This is a genomic window from Sphingobium sp. Z007 (assembly GCF_900013425.1).
In the GTDB taxonomy this organism is placed as follows: domain Bacteria; phylum Pseudomonadota; class Alphaproteobacteria; order Sphingomonadales; family Sphingomonadaceae; genus Sphingobium.
On sequence record NZ_FBXK01000005.1, the window covers coordinates 1,628,718 to 1,646,066 of the forward strand.

At 62.9% G+C, this 17,349-nt stretch carries 17 protein-coding genes; 12 read left to right on the plus strand and 5 right to left on the minus strand.

Annotated elements, in window-relative coordinates; all coding sequences use genetic code 11:
* Window positions 1–344 precede the first annotated feature (344 nt).
* From CEQ44_RS15900 to CEQ44_RS15915, 4 genes are all read right to left on the minus strand, one after another.
* The gene (locus CEQ44_RS15900) at window positions 345–560 is read right to left on the minus strand and encodes a DUF2093 domain-containing protein (RefSeq protein ID WP_088184689.1); all 216 of its coding nucleotides are present in this window, start codon (window positions 558–560) and stop codon (window positions 345–347) included.
* Window positions 561–571: 11 nt separating this feature from the next.
* Window positions 572–1,975 (minus strand): nitronate monooxygenase family protein, encoded by a 1,404-nt coding sequence (locus CEQ44_RS15905; RefSeq protein ID WP_088184690.1) that lies wholly within the window; start codon window positions 1,973–1,975, stop codon window positions 572–574.
* A 91-nt stretch (window positions 1,976–2,066) separates the two neighbouring features.
* On the minus strand, window positions 2,067–3,197 hold the full coding sequence (locus CEQ44_RS15910) for a glycosyltransferase (protein ID WP_088184625.1): 1,131 nt from the start codon (window positions 3,195–3,197) through the stop codon (window positions 2,067–2,069).
* The gene (locus CEQ44_RS15915; RefSeq protein WP_088184626.1) at window positions 3,190–4,071 is read right to left on the minus strand and encodes an alpha/beta fold hydrolase; all 882 of its coding nucleotides are present in this window, start codon (window positions 4,069–4,071) and stop codon (window positions 3,190–3,192) included. Before CEQ44_RS15915 ends, CEQ44_RS15910 begins: the two co-directional genes overlap by 8 nt.
* A gap of 37 nt (window positions 4,072–4,108) precedes the next feature.
* On the opposite strand from CEQ44_RS15915, the gene CEQ44_RS15920 reads away from it, so the two are divergent.
* From CEQ44_RS15920 to CEQ44_RS15960, 9 genes are all read left to right on the plus strand, one after another.
* The gene (locus tag CEQ44_RS15920; RefSeq protein ID WP_088184627.1) at window positions 4,109–5,506 is read left to right on the plus strand and encodes a protein adenylyltransferase SelO family protein; all 1,398 of its coding nucleotides are present in this window, start codon (window positions 4,109–4,111) and stop codon (window positions 5,504–5,506) included.
* Window positions 5,507–5,570: 64 nt separating this feature from the next.
* Complete coding sequence (gene astD / locus CEQ44_RS15925) at window positions 5,571–7,004, plus strand: succinylglutamate-semialdehyde dehydrogenase (RefSeq protein ID WP_088184628.1); 1,434 nt, start codon at window positions 5,571–5,573, stop codon at window positions 7,002–7,004.
* Between the two features lie 84 nt (window positions 7,005–7,088).
* On the plus strand, window positions 7,089–7,877 hold the full coding sequence (gene cobA, locus CEQ44_RS15930) for a uroporphyrinogen-III C-methyltransferase (protein ID WP_088184629.1): 789 nt from the start codon (window positions 7,089–7,091) through the stop codon (window positions 7,875–7,877).
* Window positions 7,874–8,170 carry a DUF2849 domain-containing protein gene (locus tag CEQ44_RS15935; RefSeq protein WP_088184630.1) on the plus strand — a complete coding sequence of 99 codons (297 nt, stop codon included), beginning with the start codon at window positions 7,874–7,876 and terminating at the stop codon, window positions 8,168–8,170. Before cobA ends, CEQ44_RS15935 begins: the two co-directional genes overlap by 4 nt.
* A 3-nt stretch (window positions 8,171–8,173) precedes the next feature.
* Window positions 8,174–9,805 (plus strand): nitrite/sulfite reductase, encoded by a 1,632-nt coding sequence (locus CEQ44_RS15940; protein ID WP_088184631.1) that lies wholly within the window; start codon window positions 8,174–8,176, stop codon window positions 9,803–9,805.
* A complete protein-coding gene (locus tag CEQ44_RS15945; protein ID WP_088184632.1) occupies window positions 9,798–10,238 on the plus strand; it encodes a DUF934 domain-containing protein in 441 nt (146 codons plus the stop codon). The genes CEQ44_RS15940 and CEQ44_RS15945 overlap by 8 nt, the downstream gene beginning before the upstream one ends.
* The gene (locus tag CEQ44_RS15950) at window positions 10,231–11,016 is read left to right on the plus strand and encodes a phosphoadenylyl-sulfate reductase (protein WP_088184633.1); all 786 of its coding nucleotides are present in this window, start codon (window positions 10,231–10,233) and stop codon (window positions 11,014–11,016) included. Before CEQ44_RS15945 ends, CEQ44_RS15950 begins: the two co-directional genes overlap by 8 nt.
* Before the next feature lie 248 nt (window positions 11,017–11,264).
* Complete coding sequence (locus tag CEQ44_RS15955; RefSeq protein WP_088184634.1) at window positions 11,265–12,176, plus strand: beta-1,6-N-acetylglucosaminyltransferase; 912 nt, start codon at window positions 11,265–11,267, stop codon at window positions 12,174–12,176.
* Between the two features lie 34 nt (window positions 12,177–12,210).
* A complete protein-coding gene (locus CEQ44_RS15960) occupies window positions 12,211–14,007 on the plus strand; it encodes a DUF885 family protein (RefSeq protein ID WP_088184635.1) in 1,797 nt (598 codons plus the stop codon).
* 103 nt (window positions 14,008–14,110) lie between these two features.
* On the opposite strand, the gene CEQ44_RS15965 is transcribed toward CEQ44_RS15960, so the two are convergent.
* Window positions 14,111–15,595 (minus strand): replicative DNA helicase, encoded by a 1,485-nt coding sequence (locus CEQ44_RS15965; protein ID WP_088184636.1) that lies wholly within the window; start codon window positions 15,593–15,595, stop codon window positions 14,111–14,113.
* 114 nt (window positions 15,596–15,709) lie between these two features.
* Between CEQ44_RS15965 and CEQ44_RS15970 the strand changes: the two genes are divergently transcribed.
* From CEQ44_RS15970 to CEQ44_RS15980, 3 genes are read left to right on the plus strand one after another with little or no spacing between them, the layout of a single operon-like run.
* Entirely contained in the window at window positions 15,710–16,192 is a 483-nt protein-coding gene (locus CEQ44_RS15970) for a UPF0262 family protein (RefSeq protein ID WP_088184691.1), read from the plus strand.
* Window positions 16,193–16,205: 13 nt separating this feature from the next.
* Entirely contained in the window at window positions 16,206–16,889 is a 684-nt protein-coding gene (locus CEQ44_RS15975; protein WP_373438225.1) for a GH25 family lysozyme, read from the plus strand.
* Complete coding sequence (locus CEQ44_RS15980; RefSeq protein WP_088184637.1) at window positions 16,889–17,347, plus strand: cytidine deaminase; 459 nt, start codon at window positions 16,889–16,891, stop codon at window positions 17,345–17,347. Before CEQ44_RS15975 ends, CEQ44_RS15980 begins: the two co-directional genes overlap by 1 nt.
* Window positions 17,348–17,349: the final 2 nt, after the last annotated feature.

Consider the following 17,349-nt stretch of genomic DNA (forward strand, 5'->3'; position numbering starts at 1 on the left):
ATACGGCTGACCGCAATGCAGCGCGCCAACAAGCGAGCGTGCCCGCGCAGGGATCAGAAGATCGTGCTGTAGAGGAACCAACCCACAATCAGCAGGCTCGACACGATGCAAATACGATCACCAAAGACGTCGATACGAGACATCAGAAAAACATCCTTCCATGTGGGACGATCTGCGTCGTCTCTTTGAAAGGATTACAGCATTTTTCACCGTATCGGAACAGCAAAGTTGCGATCAACAGCCCTGTTATGTCGCTGAACCGACGTTCACTGCCCCTTGAAACGGGTTGCAGTAGGTCGAACCCGCCTGCGAGTGCCAAAGCCTGCCGCTTTAACGATCGTTATCTACCTAAAGTCCGGCCCGCGATGCTGGAGGAAGGACCGAGTCGCCTCCGCCGGTCCGCGATAGGCTTCCTGGAACTCGGCGCTCCAATATTTCAGGTCTTCCAGATCTATTCGCGCGCCGGAAACAGCGCAGAGCACGAATTGTCCCGGCTGCACGATATCGAAATGCGGCGTGTCATACCGCAGCACCGCCAGACCCTGCATATCCCCGATCATCCCCGACGCCATCAATCGCCGGTCAGGATACGGTCGACCAGTTGCTTCACGGTCGGCACGAAACCGTTGGAATAGAAGGGGTCCTGCTTGAACTTATAGGCGCCATGGCCCGCAAAGATCAGATTCTGGTCGAGGTCGCCGCCATGCACCGCCTCCTGCAACGCCTTTTGAATGCAGAAGCTGCGCGGATCGGCCAGGCGGCCGGTCGAGTTGGTTTCGCTGTCCATCCAGGACGAGAAGGAACATTGGCTAAGGCAGCCCATACAGTCCGTCTGATCCTTGCGGATGACGTTCTTTTCCTCTTCGCCCACAAACACCAGCGTATTGTCTGGCGTCTTGAGCGCTGCGGCGAAGCCCTGCCCCACCCATTCGCGCGCGCGGTTGAGGTCGCCCAGCGTAACCCAGAAATTCTTGCCCTTCACGCCCACGTCGAGCTGGTGGGTATGGTCGCCCGCCTGTTCGGTGCTGAACGGTATCTGCCGTTCCGACCGCGCTTCCAGCTGGCGCAGGAAAGGGTTGCGCACCGCCGAGCTGTAAAATCCGGTCGGCGAGAATTTATGCAGCAATATGTCGCCGGGATTAAGCTGGGTCAGCCGGTCTTTCCATTCCTGTGGAATCGGGCTTTCCTGCGTCAGCAGCGGCCGGGTACCGAACTGGAACATGATCGCCCCCAGTTCAGGATTGTCGATCCAGTCGTTCCAGTCCTTGAGCGCCCAGACGCCGCCCGCCATCACGATCGGCACATCGTCCGAAATGCCGCCTTCGCGCATCGTATCGCGCAGCGCCTTGACGCGGGGATAGGGGTCTTGCGGCACCTTAGGGTCTTCGGCGTTGGACAGGCCGTTATGGCCACCCGCGAGCCAGGGATCTTCATAGACCACCGCCGCCAGCCATTCCGACGCCTTGGAATAAGCGCGCTTCCACAGCGCGCGGAAAGCGCGGCCGGAAGACACGATGGGGAGGTAGCTGACATTGTAGGACGCCGCGATCTCGGACAGCTTGTAGGGCATGCCTGCGCCGCAGGTAACGCCCGCCACCATGCCCCTGGTCTTTTCCAGAACGCCGTGCAGGATGCGCTGCGCACCGCCCATTTCCCACAGCACGTTGATGTTGATCGCGCCCTTGCCCCCGGCGATCTCATAGGCGCGCTTTACCTGTTCGACCGCGCCGTCAATGGCATAGGCGACCAGTTCCTCATGGCGATCGCGGCGAGTGCGGCCGTGATATATCTGGGGGATGACGTTGCCGAAACTGTCATAGCTGTCGGCATTGACCGCTGAAACGGTGCCGATGCCGCCGGCGGCGGCCCAGGCGCCGGAACTGGCATGGTTGGACACGGCAACGCCTTTGCCACCCTCGACTATCGGCCAGACTTCACGGCCGCCATAGACGATAGGCTTCAACCCCTTGAACAACGACATCTCCTGCACAAACGGCCCGGCCCCTCGACCGGGTTAAAAGCGACCCTATAGCAGCTTTGGCTGTCTATGACGAATTTCGCGCGCCCTAGCGCAAAATCGTGGGGCTGGCCAGAGCCTCCCCGTACAGGCGTGCATAAGCGTTTACCATGTCGGCTTCGGCATAATCCCGCGTCGCACGGACGCGGTTGGCGGCGCCCAGTCGGGCGCGCAGATCAGCATCGCCAGCCAGCGTCCCCAACGCGTGCGCCAGCCCCTGTTCGTCAGGCACAACGAAGGGCCGGTTTGCCGGGGCGACCATGTTGGCGACGTCGCCAACATCCATGGACGCGGCAGGGACGCCCGCCGCCATCGCCTCCACCAGCGAGATCGGGAATTGCTCGCTGTCGGACGACAAAGCAAAAATATCGAACAGGCCAATGAAGCGCCACGGGCGGTCCATGAACCCGGCCATATGAATGTCGTCCAGGCCAAGCGCTGCGGCCTGGGCCAGGATCGCGTCGCGCTCTGGCCCCTCGCCGACCACCACCAGTTGCAGCCGATCCTTGTGCGCGGCCACAGCGCGGACGAGGCGCGGGATATTCTTAACCGGCCGCAACCCCGCCAGCGTGCCGACCAGCAACTTACCTGGTGTACGGACGAGACCGGGTATGGCGTCCGCCGCAGGCGGCGCGGCATAGCGGGCGACGTCGATGCCGTTGCGGATCAGATGCACCTTGCCCGACGACTGCTTCCACACGGAGCGCGCTATACCTTCAAGCCGCACCGACGGCACCACCATCCCATGCGCGCGTTGCAGCGCAACGCGACGAAACAGGTTGCGCTTGGTCTTCAGCCGCACGGTTTCGTCGGCGTTGAACCCGTCCTCATGATGGATCAGCGGCGGCAGGCCGGCCGATGCGCCCGCCAGCCGATGCGCCATGACCGCATCCATCGATCCCCAATTATAGGTCAGCACCAGGTCGAATCGCTTGAGGAAGGCGGTAATGCCCCTGTAGCGAGCCAGCCCAGGCTTGCCCGCGAAAGATGGCCCGTCTGGGAAATCGACATCGATTCCCGGTTCGATCGCATCCCGCGCGCCCATGGCTGCGGGATCGGCACTGACGATGCTGTGCCGCGCCTTGTCGCCCCAGATGTTCATCAACCGCACGGCACGTGCTTCCTTGCCGCCCAGGGTGAAGCTGCCATGGACATGGAGAATATGCGGCCGCTCAACCATGCAGGACGCGGGCTAAAAGCCGGTCGATCGCGGCGATGCTCTCTGGTTCGTCCAGCGCCGGGGCATGGCCGACGTCCGGCACGGTCGTCAGTTCGACGCTGTCGCCGATCCCGTCCGCCATGCGCTGCGCCGTGGCTTCACTCAGCAGGTCGGATCGTTCGCCGCGTAGCAACAGGGTCGGGATGCCCCGGAACGCCTGCATCACCGGCCACATATCGACGCCCGCCTCGCTGCCCATGGCGCGGATTGGTTCGGCGATCTTCATGTCATAGTCCAGCACCACGCGCCCTCCGCTGTTCAAGCGATAAAGCCGCTTGGTCATGGCCAGCCATTGTTCCAGATCATAATTGGGAAAGACATCCGCATTGGCTTCCGCCAGCGCGCGGGCCGCATGGACCCAGGTGGGATGCGACTGGTTGACCCCGACATAGGATCGGATGCGCGCCAGTCCGCCTTCGTCCAACACCGGACCGACATCATTGAGCAGTGCGCCGGCCAGCCACTCCTTGTGGGTCGCGGCGATCAACATGGTGATGACGCCGCCCAGTGACGTGCCGACCGCGACGAAGCGGGTGATGGCGAGATCGGCCAGCAAGCGGCTGATATCCTGCAAGTAGGTCAGCGGGACATAGGTCATCGCGTCCTTGGCATAGGCGCTTTCGGCGCGGCCGCGCATGTCCGGGCAGATCAAACGCCACTCGCCAGCCAGCCTGCGGGCGAGCGGTTCGAAATCGCGGGCATTGCGGGTCAGCCCCGGCAGGCAGAGCAAGGGCGGACGACCGTCATCGGCCCCAGCCCTGTTGGCAGGATAATCCCGATAATGGAGCCGCAACCCGTCGGGCGACCACCAATATCCATCGCTATAGCCGCTCAAACTTGATCCTTCAGGTGACCTGCCCCCATATTGCCTTATGAACCACACGTCGCAAGCCGCCAAATATCGCCCCGCCACCGAAATCGACACGCTGATGCCCGACATCGGCGATCCGGTGGCGGCGGCGAACTTTCCGCAGACGATCCTGCGTTACCGCAACGATCGGGCCGCCGCCTCTGTAGGGCTGGACGGCTTGAGTGACGCGGAATGGATCGCGCATTTCGGCCGTTTCGTGCCGCTGGAGGGCAGCCTGCCCCGCCCATTGGCGCTGCGCTATCATGGTCATCAGTTCCGCCATTATAATCCCGACATCGGCGATGGACGCGGATTCCTTTTCGCGCAATTGCGCGATGGAGCCGGCCGGTTGCTCGACCTGGGCACCAAGGGATCGGGCCAGACACCCTATAGCCGCTTTGGCGACGGCCGCCTGACTTTGAAAGGCGGCGTGCGCGAGATATTGGCGACCGAGATGCTGGAGGCGCTGGGCGTCAACACCTCCAAGACCTTTTCGATTATCGAGACGGGCGAGGCGTTGGAGCGGAACGATGAACCTTCCCCCACCCGCGGCGCGGCGATGATACGCCTCAGCCATTCCCACATCCGCATCGGATCGTTCCAGCGCGCGGCCTTTCATGACGACAAGGCGCTGCTGGAAAAGCTGACCAACTATGCCCTCACCCGCCTCTATGGCGAAACACCAGGCGACAATCCGCCCGCGCAATTGCTGGGTCGGGTGGTCGAACGCACCGCCGACCTCGCGGCCAGCTATATGGTCGCGGGGTTCGTGCATGGCGTGCTCAACAGCGACAATATCAATGTGACGGGCGAGAGTTTTGATTACGGCCCCTGGCGCTTCACCCCATTGTGGGACGCCAGTTTCACCGCCGCCTATTTCGATCATCAGGGGCTTTACGCCTTCGGCCGCCAAGCCGAAGCCATACATTGGGATGTCGCGCAGCTGGCCGTATCCCTCCGTCCGCTTGTGGAGGCGCCGGCGCTGATCGAGCAGCTGGAGCGATTCCCGGCAGTCTATGGCGACGCCATGCAGCGGCGTTTCTGCTGGCGGCTGGGTGTAGAGGGTGCAGAGCCGGGCGCAATGATCGAGGCGGCCGTGCGGGGCATGATAACGACCGGCACACCCATTGATCGCTTTTTCCATGACTGGCGCGGCGGCATCGCGCGGGATGGCGCAAACTACGGCGATGCCGCCTGGGCGCCATTTTGCGAGGCGATCACGGCTTTCACCGCTGTTCCCGGCGCGAAGGCGCATCCCTATTGGTCGGACGAAGCGCCCTGCTCCATGCCTATCGAGGAGGTGGAGGCGATCTGGAGCGCCATCGACAAGGATGACGACTGGACGCCCCTCCACGCCAAAGTCGCGGCGATCCGGCGGATGGGGGAGGCGCTTGGCGACGCGCCCAGCCCTCCTGCCTGAGTGCGACAAGTTGAGGGCGCATCCCTCTTCTTTCCTTAACCAATTTCGGTCATACCCGCTCCAAATGGTCGCGCCGCTTACATCCCACGAACCCGCCACCGGCGCTCTGCTCTGGCAGGGCGAGACGGGCGACGTCGATGCAGAGGTTTCACGCGCCCGCGCCGCTTGGCCCAAATGGGCGGCGCAACCCATCGCCTATCGCATCGAAACGCTGCGCCGCTTCGTCAATGTCGTGCGGCGGCAGGAAGATGCGCTGGCGGACCTGATCGCGCGCGAAACCGGCAAGCCGTTATGGGACGCCCGCAACGAAGTGCAAGCGGTGATGGGCAAGGTGGATGTCAGTGTCGCCGCCTATTCCGAACGCACCGGACAGCGCCGGCTGGAAGCGGCGCTGGGCGCGCGCCAGTCAGTGCGGCACAAGCCCCATGGCGTGATGGCGGTGCTTGGCCCGTATAATTTCCCTGCGCACTTGCCTAACGGCCATATCATCCCGGCCCTGCTGGCCGGGAACGCGGTGGTGTTCAAGCCGTCGGAAAAGACGCCTGCGGTGGGCGAGATGCTGGTCAAGCTATATCATGAGGCGGGGGTGCCGGTGGATGCGATCCGCCTGCTGCTCGGCGGCCCGGATGTAGGCAAAGCGCTTGGCGCTCATCCCGATGTCGGCGGCATCCTCTTCACCGGATCGGCCCAGACCGGCATCGCGATCAACCGCCAATATGCCGCGCAGCCGTCGAAGATATTGGCGCTGGAAATGGGCGGGAATAACCCGATCATCGTGTGGGACACGCCGGAAATCAACGCCGCCGCGACGCTGGTGGTGCAATCGGCGTTCATAAGCAGCGGCCAGCGCTGCACCGCCGCAAGCCGCCTGATCGTGCGCGACAGCATCGCCGACCGGCTGATCGCGGAGGTCAAGAAGCTGGCCGACCGGCTGATCGTGGATCATCCCCATGCCGATCCTACCCCCTATATGGGCCCTGTGATCGACAATCCGACCGCGGACGGGCTGACCGAGAGCTTCCTCTATCTGATGAGCAATGGTGGCAGGCCGATCAAGCATATGGTGCGGCCGCATAAGGGCCTGCCCTTCCTTAGCCCCGCGATCATTGACGTTACCGCCATGAAGGAGCGGCCGGATGTAGAATTGTTCGGCCCGCTGCTCCAGGTCATCCGCGTTGCGGATTTCGGCGATGCGATCGCGGAGGCCAACAACACCCGCTATGGCCTTTCCGCATCGCTGATCGGCGGATCGCCCGAACAATATAACCAGTTCTGGGCCAATGTCCGCGCCGGCGTGGTCAACTGGAACAGGCCGACCAACGGCGCCTCCTCCTCCGCACCCTTCGGCGGCACGGGCATTTCCGGCAACCACCGGCCCAGCGCCTATTATGCCGCCGATTATTGCGCCTATCCGGTCGTATCGGCGGAAATCGAAACGCCGCGCGCCTCGATCGGCGTCGGCCTCAAGGACATCGATGTGAGCGCCATGGGCGATTGATGGCCATAAGGGCAAAACATTTCCTAGTCCCCGCCATACCCATTCTGAATTGAACTTTGGCGGCGCTTTCGCCATCTGCCCAACATGGCTGATACAGCATCTTCGACAGTATATTTGGTAGGCGCGGGACCGGGCGATCCGGACCTGCTGACCATCAAGGCCGCGCGCCTGATCGCGCAGGCCGACGTCATCGTCCATGACGGGCTGGTGTCGGACGCTATTCTGGCGCTGGCATCGCCGGACGCAGAACTGATCTCCGTCGCCAAGCAGCGCAGCCGCCATTCCATGCCGCAGGAAGCGATCAACGCGCTGCTGGTGGACCTGGCGTGCGAAGGCCGCAGCGTCGTGCGCCTGAAGGGCGGCGATCCGTTCATCTTCGGCCGAGGTGGCGAGGAAGTCGATGCCTGCCGCGCCGCTGGCGTGCCGGTCGCGGTTGTGCCCGGCATCAGTGCCGCAATCGGCAGCGCCGCGACGGCGCAATTGCCACTGACCCATCGCGATGCGTCGAGCGCGGTCACTTTCGTCGCTGGCCAGTGCAAGGGATTGACCGATCAGGACTGGTCGGGCCTGGCGGGCAAAGGCCGCACGCTCGTCATCTATATGGGTGTCGCCACCGCCACTGCGATCGCCGACAAGTTGATGGCGGACGGCGTGTCCCCTGCGATCCCGGTCGCTGTGCTGGAAAATGGCACGCGCGCCGATATGCGGACGCTGCGCACCCTGCTCGCCGACCTGGGCGACATGGTGGCGCGCGAACAGGTCAAAAGTCCGGCGCTGATCGTAGTCGGCGACGTGGCGGCCCATGCGCTGGCGCACGATGTGCTGGCGGACTGGACGGCCAAAGGGGAGAGTATTTCGGAGATGCGTTCGTGAAAATATTGACCGGCAACGATCTTGTGAGTGGCGACGTCATCTGGTGGGCGGGCGACGGCTGGTCGCGCCAGGTCGGCGACAGCGCCGATGTGGGCGAACGCGGCGACGACCTTGCCCGGACCGAGGAAGCCGCTCTGCGTGTGGTTGGTGCCTATGTGATCGACGCGACTGTCTCTGACGATGGCGTGCGCCCGGCCCATATCAAGGACCGCATTCGCGCGCTCGGCCCGACCGTGCGTCCCGACCTGATGCTGAAACCGAACGACGCCGATGCCGGCAACTGGGTGATCTGAACCATGTATCGCTATGACAGCTACGACCAGTCCATCGTCGACGCCCGCGTCGAGGAATTTCGCGACCAGGTGCAGCGCCGCCTGACCGGCGCGCTGACCGAGGACCAGTTCAAGCCATTGCGGCTGATGAACGGCCTGTATCTGCAACTCCACGCCTATATGCTGCGCGTCGCCATCCCCTACGGCACGCTCAGCGGCAGGCAGATGCGCAAGCTGGGCGAGATCGCGGCGAAATATGATAAGGGCTATGGCCACTTCACCACGCGCCAGAACCTGCAATATAACTGGATCAAGCTGGCCGACGCGCCCGACATCCTGGCCGAACTGGCCACGGTGGAGATGCACGCCATCCAGACGTCAGGCAATTGCATCCGCAACATCAGTTCAGACCAATATGCCGGCGTTTCCGCCGACGAGGTGGCGGACCCGCGCCCTTGGGCCGAATTGCTGCGCCAATGGTCGAGCTTCCACCCGGAATTCACTTATCTGCCGCGCAAGTTCAAGATTTGCGTGATCGCCAGCGACGATGATCGGGCGGCGATGCGTCTGCACGACATTGGCTTGAAGCTGGTGGAGCGGAACGGCGCCATCGGCGCGGAAGTCTATGCCGGCGGGGGCATGGGTCGCACGCCGATGGTGGCACCGCTTATCAACGCCTTTGTGCCGGAAGATGAGATCATTTCTTATCTGGAGGCCTGCCTGCGCGTGTATAACCGCTATGGCCGCCGCGATAATAAGTACAAGGCGCGCATCAAGATCCTTGTCCATGAGATCGGCGTCGAGGAATATAAGCGCCAGGTCGAGGAAGAGTTTGCGCATATGCGGACGCTTGGCCTCAACCCGCCGGTCGAGGAACTGGACCGCATCCGCGCCTTCTTCGCGCCGCCTACATACGAAGCCGGCCTGTCCGAAGCGATCGACCGCAGCGATCCCGCCTTCGCTTTGTGGATCGATCGTCAGGTCGCGATGCACAAGGCGCCCGGCTATGCGATCGTCAATATCAGCCTGAAGCCGCTGACCGGCATTCCCGGCGATGCGTCGGCCGAGCAGATCGAACTGGTCGCCAGCCTTGCCGAGCAATATTCACTCGACGAACTGCGCGTCACCCATGCGCAGAACCTGGTCCTGCCGCATGTGAAGAAGGCGGACCTCTACGCCATCTGGCAGAAGCTGGAGGAAGCCGGGCTGGCCGAAGCGAATCTCGATCTCATCACCGACATCATCGCCTGCCCTGGCCTGGACTATTGCGCACTCGCCAATGCCCGGTCGATTCCGCTGGCGCAGAAGATCGCGCAGCGTTTTGCCGCGGCGGAGCGTCAGGCCGAACTGGGTGAATTGAAGCTCAAGATTTCGGGCTGCATCAATGCCTGCGGCCACCATCATGCCGGGCATATCGGCATCTTGGGCGTCGATCGCCGCGGCGTTGAGAATTTCCAATTGTCGCTGGGCGGCTCGGGCGCGGAGGACGCCTCGCTGGGCCAGATCACCGGGCCGGGCTTTTCGGAGGATGGCGTGGTCGATGCGATCGAGAAGGTCACCGACCTCTATCTAGCGCAGCGTGAAAGCGGCGAACGCTTCCTCGACACCTATCGCCGCCTTGGCATGAAGCCGTTTAAGGAGGCAATCTATGGTTGAGTTCCTGTCCTTCCGCGATGGTGACGCCACGCAGGAACCCTCGGTCACCGTCGAAGCCTTCACCGGTCAGTCCAACTCGACCGCGGTGCGGATCGAAGCGGGCGAGGATGCGCGCGAATTGCTTCCCTATCTGGACCGGCTCTCGCTGGTCGAGGTGAACTTCCCCGCTTATGGCGACGGGCGCGGCTATTCGGCGGCCCGTATCCTGCGGGAATCGGGCTATCAAGGGGAATTGCGCGCCGTGGGTGACGTGCTGGTCGATCAGATCAACGCGATGCGCCGTTGCGGTTTCGACAGTTTCCATCCTGCCAAGCCGCTGGACGACGCCGCCGTGGACCGCGCGCTCCATCGTTATGCCGACGTCTATCAGAAGGCGATCGATGGCCGCACCCCGGTTTGGGCCAAGCGGCACCCGGAGAAAATCAGTGGCTGAACCTGCCCGCCAGATCGACCTGATCGACACCCGCCCCGCCTTTACCCAAGCGCAGGCCGACGCGCTCAATGCGCGGTTCGAGGGCATCGACACGATCACCATGCTCAAGACCGTGTTTGCAGAAGGGCTGGCCGGCAATGTCGCCGTCGTCTCCTCCTTCGGCACGGAAAGCGCAGTGCTGCTCGATCTGGTGGCAAAGGCCGATCCTACCGTCCCGGTGATCTTCGTCGATACGCTCAAGATGTTCGCGGAAACACTCAACTATCGCGACACGCTTATCAAACGGATGGGCTTTACAGACAGCCGCACGGTGACGCCGATCGCCGATGTCATCGCCAACAAGGACGGGACGGGGCTGCGCTGGTCCTACGATCCGGACGGCTGCTGCGAAATCCGCAAGGTCGAGCCGATGAAGCGCGCCAAGGACGGCCTGGACGCCTGGATTTCCGGCCGCAAGGCGTTCCAGTCAGTGACGCGCCAGAACCTGCCGCGGTTCGAGGTCGAAGATGGCCGGCTGAAACTCAATCCGCTGGGCGACTGGAACAAGGCCGACCTAGAGGCCTATTTCGCCGAGCATGATCTGCCCCGCCATCCGCTCGAAGCCCAAGGCTATCTGTCGATCGGTTGCGAACCCTGCACGTCGAAGGTGATGCCGGGGGAAGACCCGCGCGCAGGCCGCTGGCGCGGATGGGACAAGGTGGAATGCGGCATCCATTCGCCGGTGACGCCGATACCCGTTATCGATCCCGAAGATCCGGCCAACCAGCCGGTCTTCTGACGGCGGCGAGTGTCCAGCCCCTACATGGCCACACACTTGCCCGTCGGGCTGCCTCAGTCGAGCGCCCCCTAACAATCAAACTCTATCGTCCCCATATGCCGCTCACGGCATAGGACCGGGGCGGCCTCGCTTCGACCTCACCCCTTGTGTCGGTCGAACCTGGGTTCGATCATTTTCCAAAAGGCTGGAAACACCTGCACCGCATCGGTCGATCGACCTTGATGCGTGCCCGATGGAGTACGCCCTGCATGATCGCCTATCTCATCCTCGTCCATCGCTTTCCAGAACAGTTCAAGCGCATGTTCCAGGCCATTTATGTGCCGGGTAACCAGTATCTGATCCATGTCGATCAACGGTCGGGATCTGAGATGACGGCTGACATCGCCGCCTTCCTCAAACCCTATATTAACGTCGCCTTATTACCATCGCGCAAGATGCTGTGGGGCGGATACAGCCTGGTCGATGCCGAGTTGCGCGGCATGGCCAAATTGCTGGAAATGAACGCTGACTGGCGCTATTTCATCAACCTGAGCGGTCAGGATTTCCCGCTCAAGTCTCAGGCCTATATCGCCGACTATCTGGCCAGCCATGACGGCACCGAGTTCATCCGCAATGTTCCGCAGCAGGCCGCCCGCCCCGACACGATGAACAGGCTTAGCCATTATTTCCTCGAAGCCTTCAACCGCATCGTGCGGACCGGCGTGCGCCGCCGCCCGATGGCCGGAATCACGCCTCACATCGGCACCCAGTGGAAAGCGGTGACGCGCGCATTCTGCGCCTTTGCCTGCTACGATCCTGCCGCGCGGCGCTTCAAGCAATTTTATCGCCGCACGCTGATCGCCGATGAAGGCTTTTTCCAGACGCTGATGATGAACGCCTTTTCGGGCGGCAAGGTGGCCAATGACGATCTGCGCACGATCGACTGGATTCCCGATGGCGACATCAAGCTGCGCCCCCGCACCTTCGTCACCCGCGACGCGCTGCGGTTGACGCTCAGCCCCGACCTGTTCGCGCGCAAATTCGACGCGCAGGAGGACAGCCATATCCTGGACCTGCTCGAAGCGCATCTGCTGACGCCAGCGGCGACGACGCTGCCCACGGCGGGAAAAATGCACGCAACATTATTACAAGCCTCTGGACGGATCGCCTCGCCGGCTTAAAAGTCTCCCTTATCGAGAGATAAGGGAGCATCCCATGGACCGTCGCGATTTTCTGTTTTCCACCGGCGCCGTCGCGCTCACTGTCGCCGCCCCGCGCGCCTTTGCGCAGGGCAGCGATGACGCACGGCTGTCGGCCGCTTTCGCCGCCATTTTCGAGCGGCAGTTGGATATGTCGCCTAGCTTCGTCACCAGCCTGGGCCTGGACAAAGGCGCGCGTGCGGGGGCGAAGAGCCAGCTAGACGACAATAGCAAGTCGGCGATGCTGAAAAAGCTGGCCGCGACCCAGGCCGCGATTAAGGAACTGGACAGTTATAAGAGAGCGAGCTTGTCCGACGCGCAGCGACTGAACCTTGACGTCATCCTCTATGCGCTGGACCAGCAGACCGTCGCGCCTGCCAAATTCGGCCTCAACAGCGCGGTGCGCCCCTATCGCATCTTCCAGCAGGGCGGCAGCTATTTTTCGACGCCCGATTTCCTGAACACCGCCCACACCATCAACGTCGCGGCCGATTGCGATGCCTATATCGCGCGGCTCGACGCTTTCGCCCGCAACCTGCGCACCGACACCGCGCTCCAGCGGGACGAAGCGGCGCGCGGCTATCTGGCGCCGGGCTGGTCGCTCGACCTGACCCTGGGCCAAATGAAGAAACTGCGTGGGCAACCGGCCGCTGAAAGCTCCATGGTGCAGTCGCTGGTCAAGCGCGCCGAGGCAAAGGGCATTACAGGCGACTGGCAGGCGCAGGCGTCGGCCGTGGTAGAAAAATCCATCTATCCCGCACTGGACGAACAGATCGCGGCGATAGAGGCGCTGAAAGGCGGGACGGCTGCGGGCGATGGCGTATGGCGCACGCCGCGCGGTGACGAAATCTACGCCGCAGCGCTCAAGAGCGCGACCACGACGGACCTGTCCGCTGACCAGATCCACGCCATGGGGCTGGAGCAGGTGGCCGACATCAGCGCCCAGCTCGACGTCATCCTGAAAGACGCGGGCTATGCCAAGGGCACGATCGGCGAGCGGCTGGCCGCGCTCAATGCCGAGCCGTCGCAGCTCTATGCCGACAACGCGGAAGGGCGATTGGCGCTGCTGACGCAGCTCAACCGCGATGTCGACGCGATGAAGGCCAAACTTCCCAATGCCTTCACCACCATTCCTGACACAGCCTTGGAAATCCGCGCAGTGCCCGTCGAGATACAGGATGGCGCGTCCAACGGCTATTATAATCGCGCCGCACTCGATGGGTCGCGCCCTGCCATCTATTTCATCAACCTGAAGGATGTCGGTGACTGGCCCAAATATGGCCTGCCGGCACTGACCTATCATGAGGGTGTGCCGGGCCATCACCTCCAGATTTCGACCGCACAGACGGCGGGCGATATTCCGATGCTGCGCAAGACCGCCTTCATGAGCGCCTACAGCGAGGGCTGGGCGCTCTATGCCGAGCAGTTGGCTGACGAGCTTGGCGGCTATGCGACGCCACTCGACCGGGCAGGCTATCTCCAGTCCTTCTTGTTTCGCGCGGCGCGGCTGGTGGTCGATACCGGCATCCATGCCAAGCGCTGGAGCCGCGAAAAGGCGACCAACTATATGGTTGAGAAGACCGGCTTCGCCCGCCCGCGCTGCCAGCGGGAGGTTGAACGCTATTGTACCCAGCCAGGTCAGGCGACCAGCTACAAGGTCGGGCATGGCGTCTGGACGAAGGCCCGCGCTGATGCCATGGCCGCGCAGGGTAAGGCGTTCGATCTCAAGCAGTTCCACGCCATCCTTGAGGAAGGCGCGATGCCGCTGTCGATGCTGGAGAAGCGAGTCGCCGCGCGGGCGAAGGTGGCCTAATCCTACTACCCGTTCGTTTAGAGCGTAGTCGAGAAACGGGAAGCCGGCGCTCGCCGCTTCTCGACTTCGCTCGAAGCGCACGGATATCTTCGGTCAGCGAACTCTATTCGTAGTTCAGATCCTGATAGCTATCGTCCGCAACGTCCGAGAATCGCGTGATTTTCGCATCGAACTTCATGCGGATGCGGCCGGTGGAGCCGTGGCGCTGCTTGGCGATGATGACCTCCGCCAGGCCGTAAATGCGCTCCATATTCTCCTTCCACGTGGCGTAGGCTGCCTCGTCGTCGGGCTTGGGCTCCTTGGCCGCTTCGTAATAATCCTCGCGGAATACGAACCAGACCATGTCCGCGTCCTGCTCGATCGAGCCGGACTCACGCAGGTCCGACAGCTGCGGCCGCTTGTCTTCGCGCTGCTCCACCGCACGGCTGAGCTGCGAGAGCGCCAGCACCGGGACATGCAATTCCTTCGCCAAGGTCTTCAAACCGCGCGAAATTTCCGAAATTTCGTTGACGCGATTTTCGTTGCCGCGGCCAGTGCCCTGGAGCAGTTGGAGATAGTCCACAACGATGAAGCCGATATCGTGCCGCCGCTTCAACCGGCGCGCGCGGGTACGTAGCGCGGCGATGGTCAGGCCCGGCGTATCATCGATGAACAGCGGCAGTTCCTGCAATTCCCGCGCGGCGCGGGACAGATTCTGGAAGTCGGCCCGGCTGATCTTACCCATGCGCAGCGCTTCGCCGCTGATACCCGACTGTTCGGCCAGAACGCGGGTCGCTAGCTGATCCGCCGACATTTCCAGGGAGAAGAAGGCGGTCTTGGCCCCCATATTCTTTTCCGCCGGGATGCCGTCGGCATTGTCGCGCAGCCAGCGGGACGCGGCGTTATAGGCGATGTTGGTCGCGAGCGACGTCTTGCCCATGCCTGGGCGTCCGGCCAGGATCATCAAGTCCGAATTGTGCAGGCCACCGATCTTGGCGTTCAGGCTGTTGATGCCGGTGGTGATCCCCGACACATGGCCGCCACTGTTGAGCGCGCGCTCCGCCACCTGCACCGCCGCGGTGGAGGCCATGAGGAAGCTTTTGACCGAACCGCCCTCACCCTCGCCCTCCGACACTTTGTAGAGCGCGACTTCGGCCGCCTCTATCTGCTCGCGCGGATTGACCGACTCGCTGGTATCAAGCGCATTTTCCACCAGTTCGCGGCCGACCGCGACCAGTTCCCGCAGCAGCGCCAGATCGTAGATCTGGGTCGCGAAGTCGCGCGCGCCAATCAGCGCCGCGCCATTGCCGGTGAGTTGCGCCAGATAACCCGCCCCGCCCAGTTCCTTCAACGCCGGGTCCATGTCCAACATGGGCTTGAGCGTCACCGGATTGGCGATCATATCCTTGTCCAGCAGGCGCATGATCGCGTCGTAGATGCGGCCGTGCAGCGGCTCGAAAAAATGTTCGGCCTTGATCTTGAGCTGCACATCCTCGGCAATGCGGTTGTCGATCATGATCGCGCCCAGCAGCGCGGCTTCGGCCTCCACATTGCGCGGTAATTCGGTGCCGGCATTTTCGGCGGGATTGATTTTCAACAGTTCGACCATGGCCTCTCTTTCCTCCGCGTGCGCACGCCGCGCAAGGGCCAAGGCGGAAACCATCTGTGGATAAGTCGCGCTTGCTTTTCGCCGCGCGCCGCCGCACTGACTATGCGCTTCACCATGGCCGATCCGCGCATCATAGACATCCAGCTGGACCAGCGCACGATCCTGTGGCGCAACGCCGATGTGGAGCAGGAACGGCGCATCGCGATCTTCGATCTGCTGGAGGATAATCACTTCGCGCCACAGCGTGTTCATGCCGATGGCTATGCCGGTCCCTACAAGGTGATATTGCGGGTCGAGGACGGCCGGCTGGTGATCGAAATCAACCGGCAGGACGACACGCCGCTGGAGGCGATCATCTTAGGGCTGGGCCGGTTCCGCCGCCCGATCCGCGAATATTTCGCCATTTGCGACAGCTATTATCAGGCGATCAGCAACGCCTCCCCGCAGCAGATCGAGACGGTGGACATGGCCCGACGCGGCATCCACAATGACGCAGCGGAGATGCTGAAGGAACGGCTGGAGGGCAAGATCGAGGTCGATTTCGACACGGCGCGTCGGCTGTTCACGCTGATCTGCGTGCTGCATATCAAGGGGTAGGACGATCAGGGTTGTGACTTTGGGGGGCCTGCTGGTCCGCATCGGCGCGGGACTGGCGGTGGTCGCAGCGCTGGCGCTGGGGCTTTGGCTCTATGCGCGCGCCTGGGCGCCGAGCCGCGACCAATATCCGGTGCAGGGCGTCAGCATCAGCGCGGACAATGGTCCGATCGACTGGGGCACGCTGGCGGCGCAGGGCGCGGACTTTGCCTATATCCGCGCCGCCGATGCCGGCGACCGGCGCGACCCGGCCTTTGCCGCCAACTGGCGTGGCGCGCGGGCGGCGGGGCTGCGCTATGGCGCGCTGCTGGAGTTCACGCCATGCCGCCTCGCGATGGAGCAGGCGACCCGCTACATGACCACCGTGCCGCGCGACAATGCCGCATTGCCGCCGGTGATCCGCCTTGCCTTCTCCCCCGCCTGCAAAGCTCGCCCCAACCGCGACCTGCTGCTCTCGGAACTCAATACGCTGGTGAACCTGATCGAGGGCCATGCCGGCAAGACCGTGCTGCTGAACGTCACCGAGGAATTCGACAAGGCCTATGACATCGGGTCCGGCATCAACAGGACATTGTGGCTGGACGGCAATTTCTTCCCGCCCGATTATGCGACCAAACCCTGGGTGATGTGGACAGCCAGCGACATGCGGCATATCGACGGCGTCGATGGTCCGGTCCGGTGGAATGTGGTGGCGCCGTGATGCGCGATGAACAACGAGTTGGACAGTTGATCGCCGCTGCGCGCGGCGCGATGGCCAACGCCCATGCGCCCTATAGCCGCTTTGCCGTGGGCGCTGCGGTGCGGCTGACCGATGGCAGTATCGTGACCGGCTGCAACTTCGAAAATGCCAGCTATGGCCTGTCGCTCTGCGCAGAAACGGTCGCGCTGGCCACCGTCAATGCACAAGGTCGTTTCGCTGACGTAACAGAAATCGCAGTGGTCGGCGGCGCGATGGATGGGGAGCAAGAGGCGCTCGTCACCCCCTGCGGCCGGTGTCGGCAGATCATGAACGAGGCCGAACAGATGGCCGGCCGCACCTTGGCCATCTATTGCGCCACGCCCAGCGGAGACCGCGTCATCGACCTCACGGTCGCCCAACTCCTCCCTCATGCCTTCGGTCCGGCGGACCTGGGCATCGGCCCTAAGAAAAAGAGCTGACA

Bases quoted from the DNA above. Each gene is read 5' to 3' on its own strand.
- CEQ44_RS15920 (WP_088184627.1), top strand. From the start codon at position 4,109: ATGAACCACACGTCGCAAGCCGCCAAATATCGCCCCGCCACCGAAATC.
- CEQ44_RS15970 (WP_088184691.1), top strand. From the start codon at position 15,710: ATGGCCGATCCGCGCATCATAGACATCCAGCTGGACCAGCGCACGATC.
- CEQ44_RS15980 (WP_088184637.1), top strand. From the start codon at position 16,889: ATGCGCGATGAACAACGAGTTGGACAGTTGATCGCCGCTGCGCGCGGC.
- astD (WP_088184628.1), top strand. From the start codon at position 5,571: ATGGTCGCGCCGCTTACATCCCACGAACCCGCCACCGGCGCTCTGCTC.
- CEQ44_RS15955 (WP_088184634.1), top strand. From the start codon at position 11,265: ATGATCGCCTATCTCATCCTCGTCCATCGCTTTCCAGAACAGTTCAAG.
- CEQ44_RS15940 (WP_088184631.1), top strand. From the start codon at position 8,174: ATGTATCGCTATGACAGCTACGACCAGTCCATCGTCGACGCCCGCGTC.
- CEQ44_RS15900 (WP_088184689.1), bottom strand. From the start codon at position 560: ATGATCGGGGATATGCAGGGTCTGGCGGTGCTGCGGTATGACACGCCG.
- CEQ44_RS15960 (WP_088184635.1), top strand. From the start codon at position 12,211: ATGGACCGTCGCGATTTTCTGTTTTCCACCGGCGCCGTCGCGCTCACT.
- CEQ44_RS15910 (WP_088184625.1), bottom strand. From the start codon at position 3,197: ATGGTTGAGCGGCCGCATATTCTCCATGTCCATGGCAGCTTCACCCTG.
- cobA (WP_088184629.1), top strand. From the start codon at position 7,089: ATGGCTGATACAGCATCTTCGACAGTATATTTGGTAGGCGCGGGACCG.
- CEQ44_RS15965 (WP_088184636.1), bottom strand. From the start codon at position 15,595: ATGGTCGAACTGTTGAAAATCAATCCCGCCGAAAATGCCGGCACCGAA.
- CEQ44_RS15945 (WP_088184632.1), top strand. From the start codon at position 9,798: ATGGTTGAGTTCCTGTCCTTCCGCGATGGTGACGCCACGCAGGAACCC.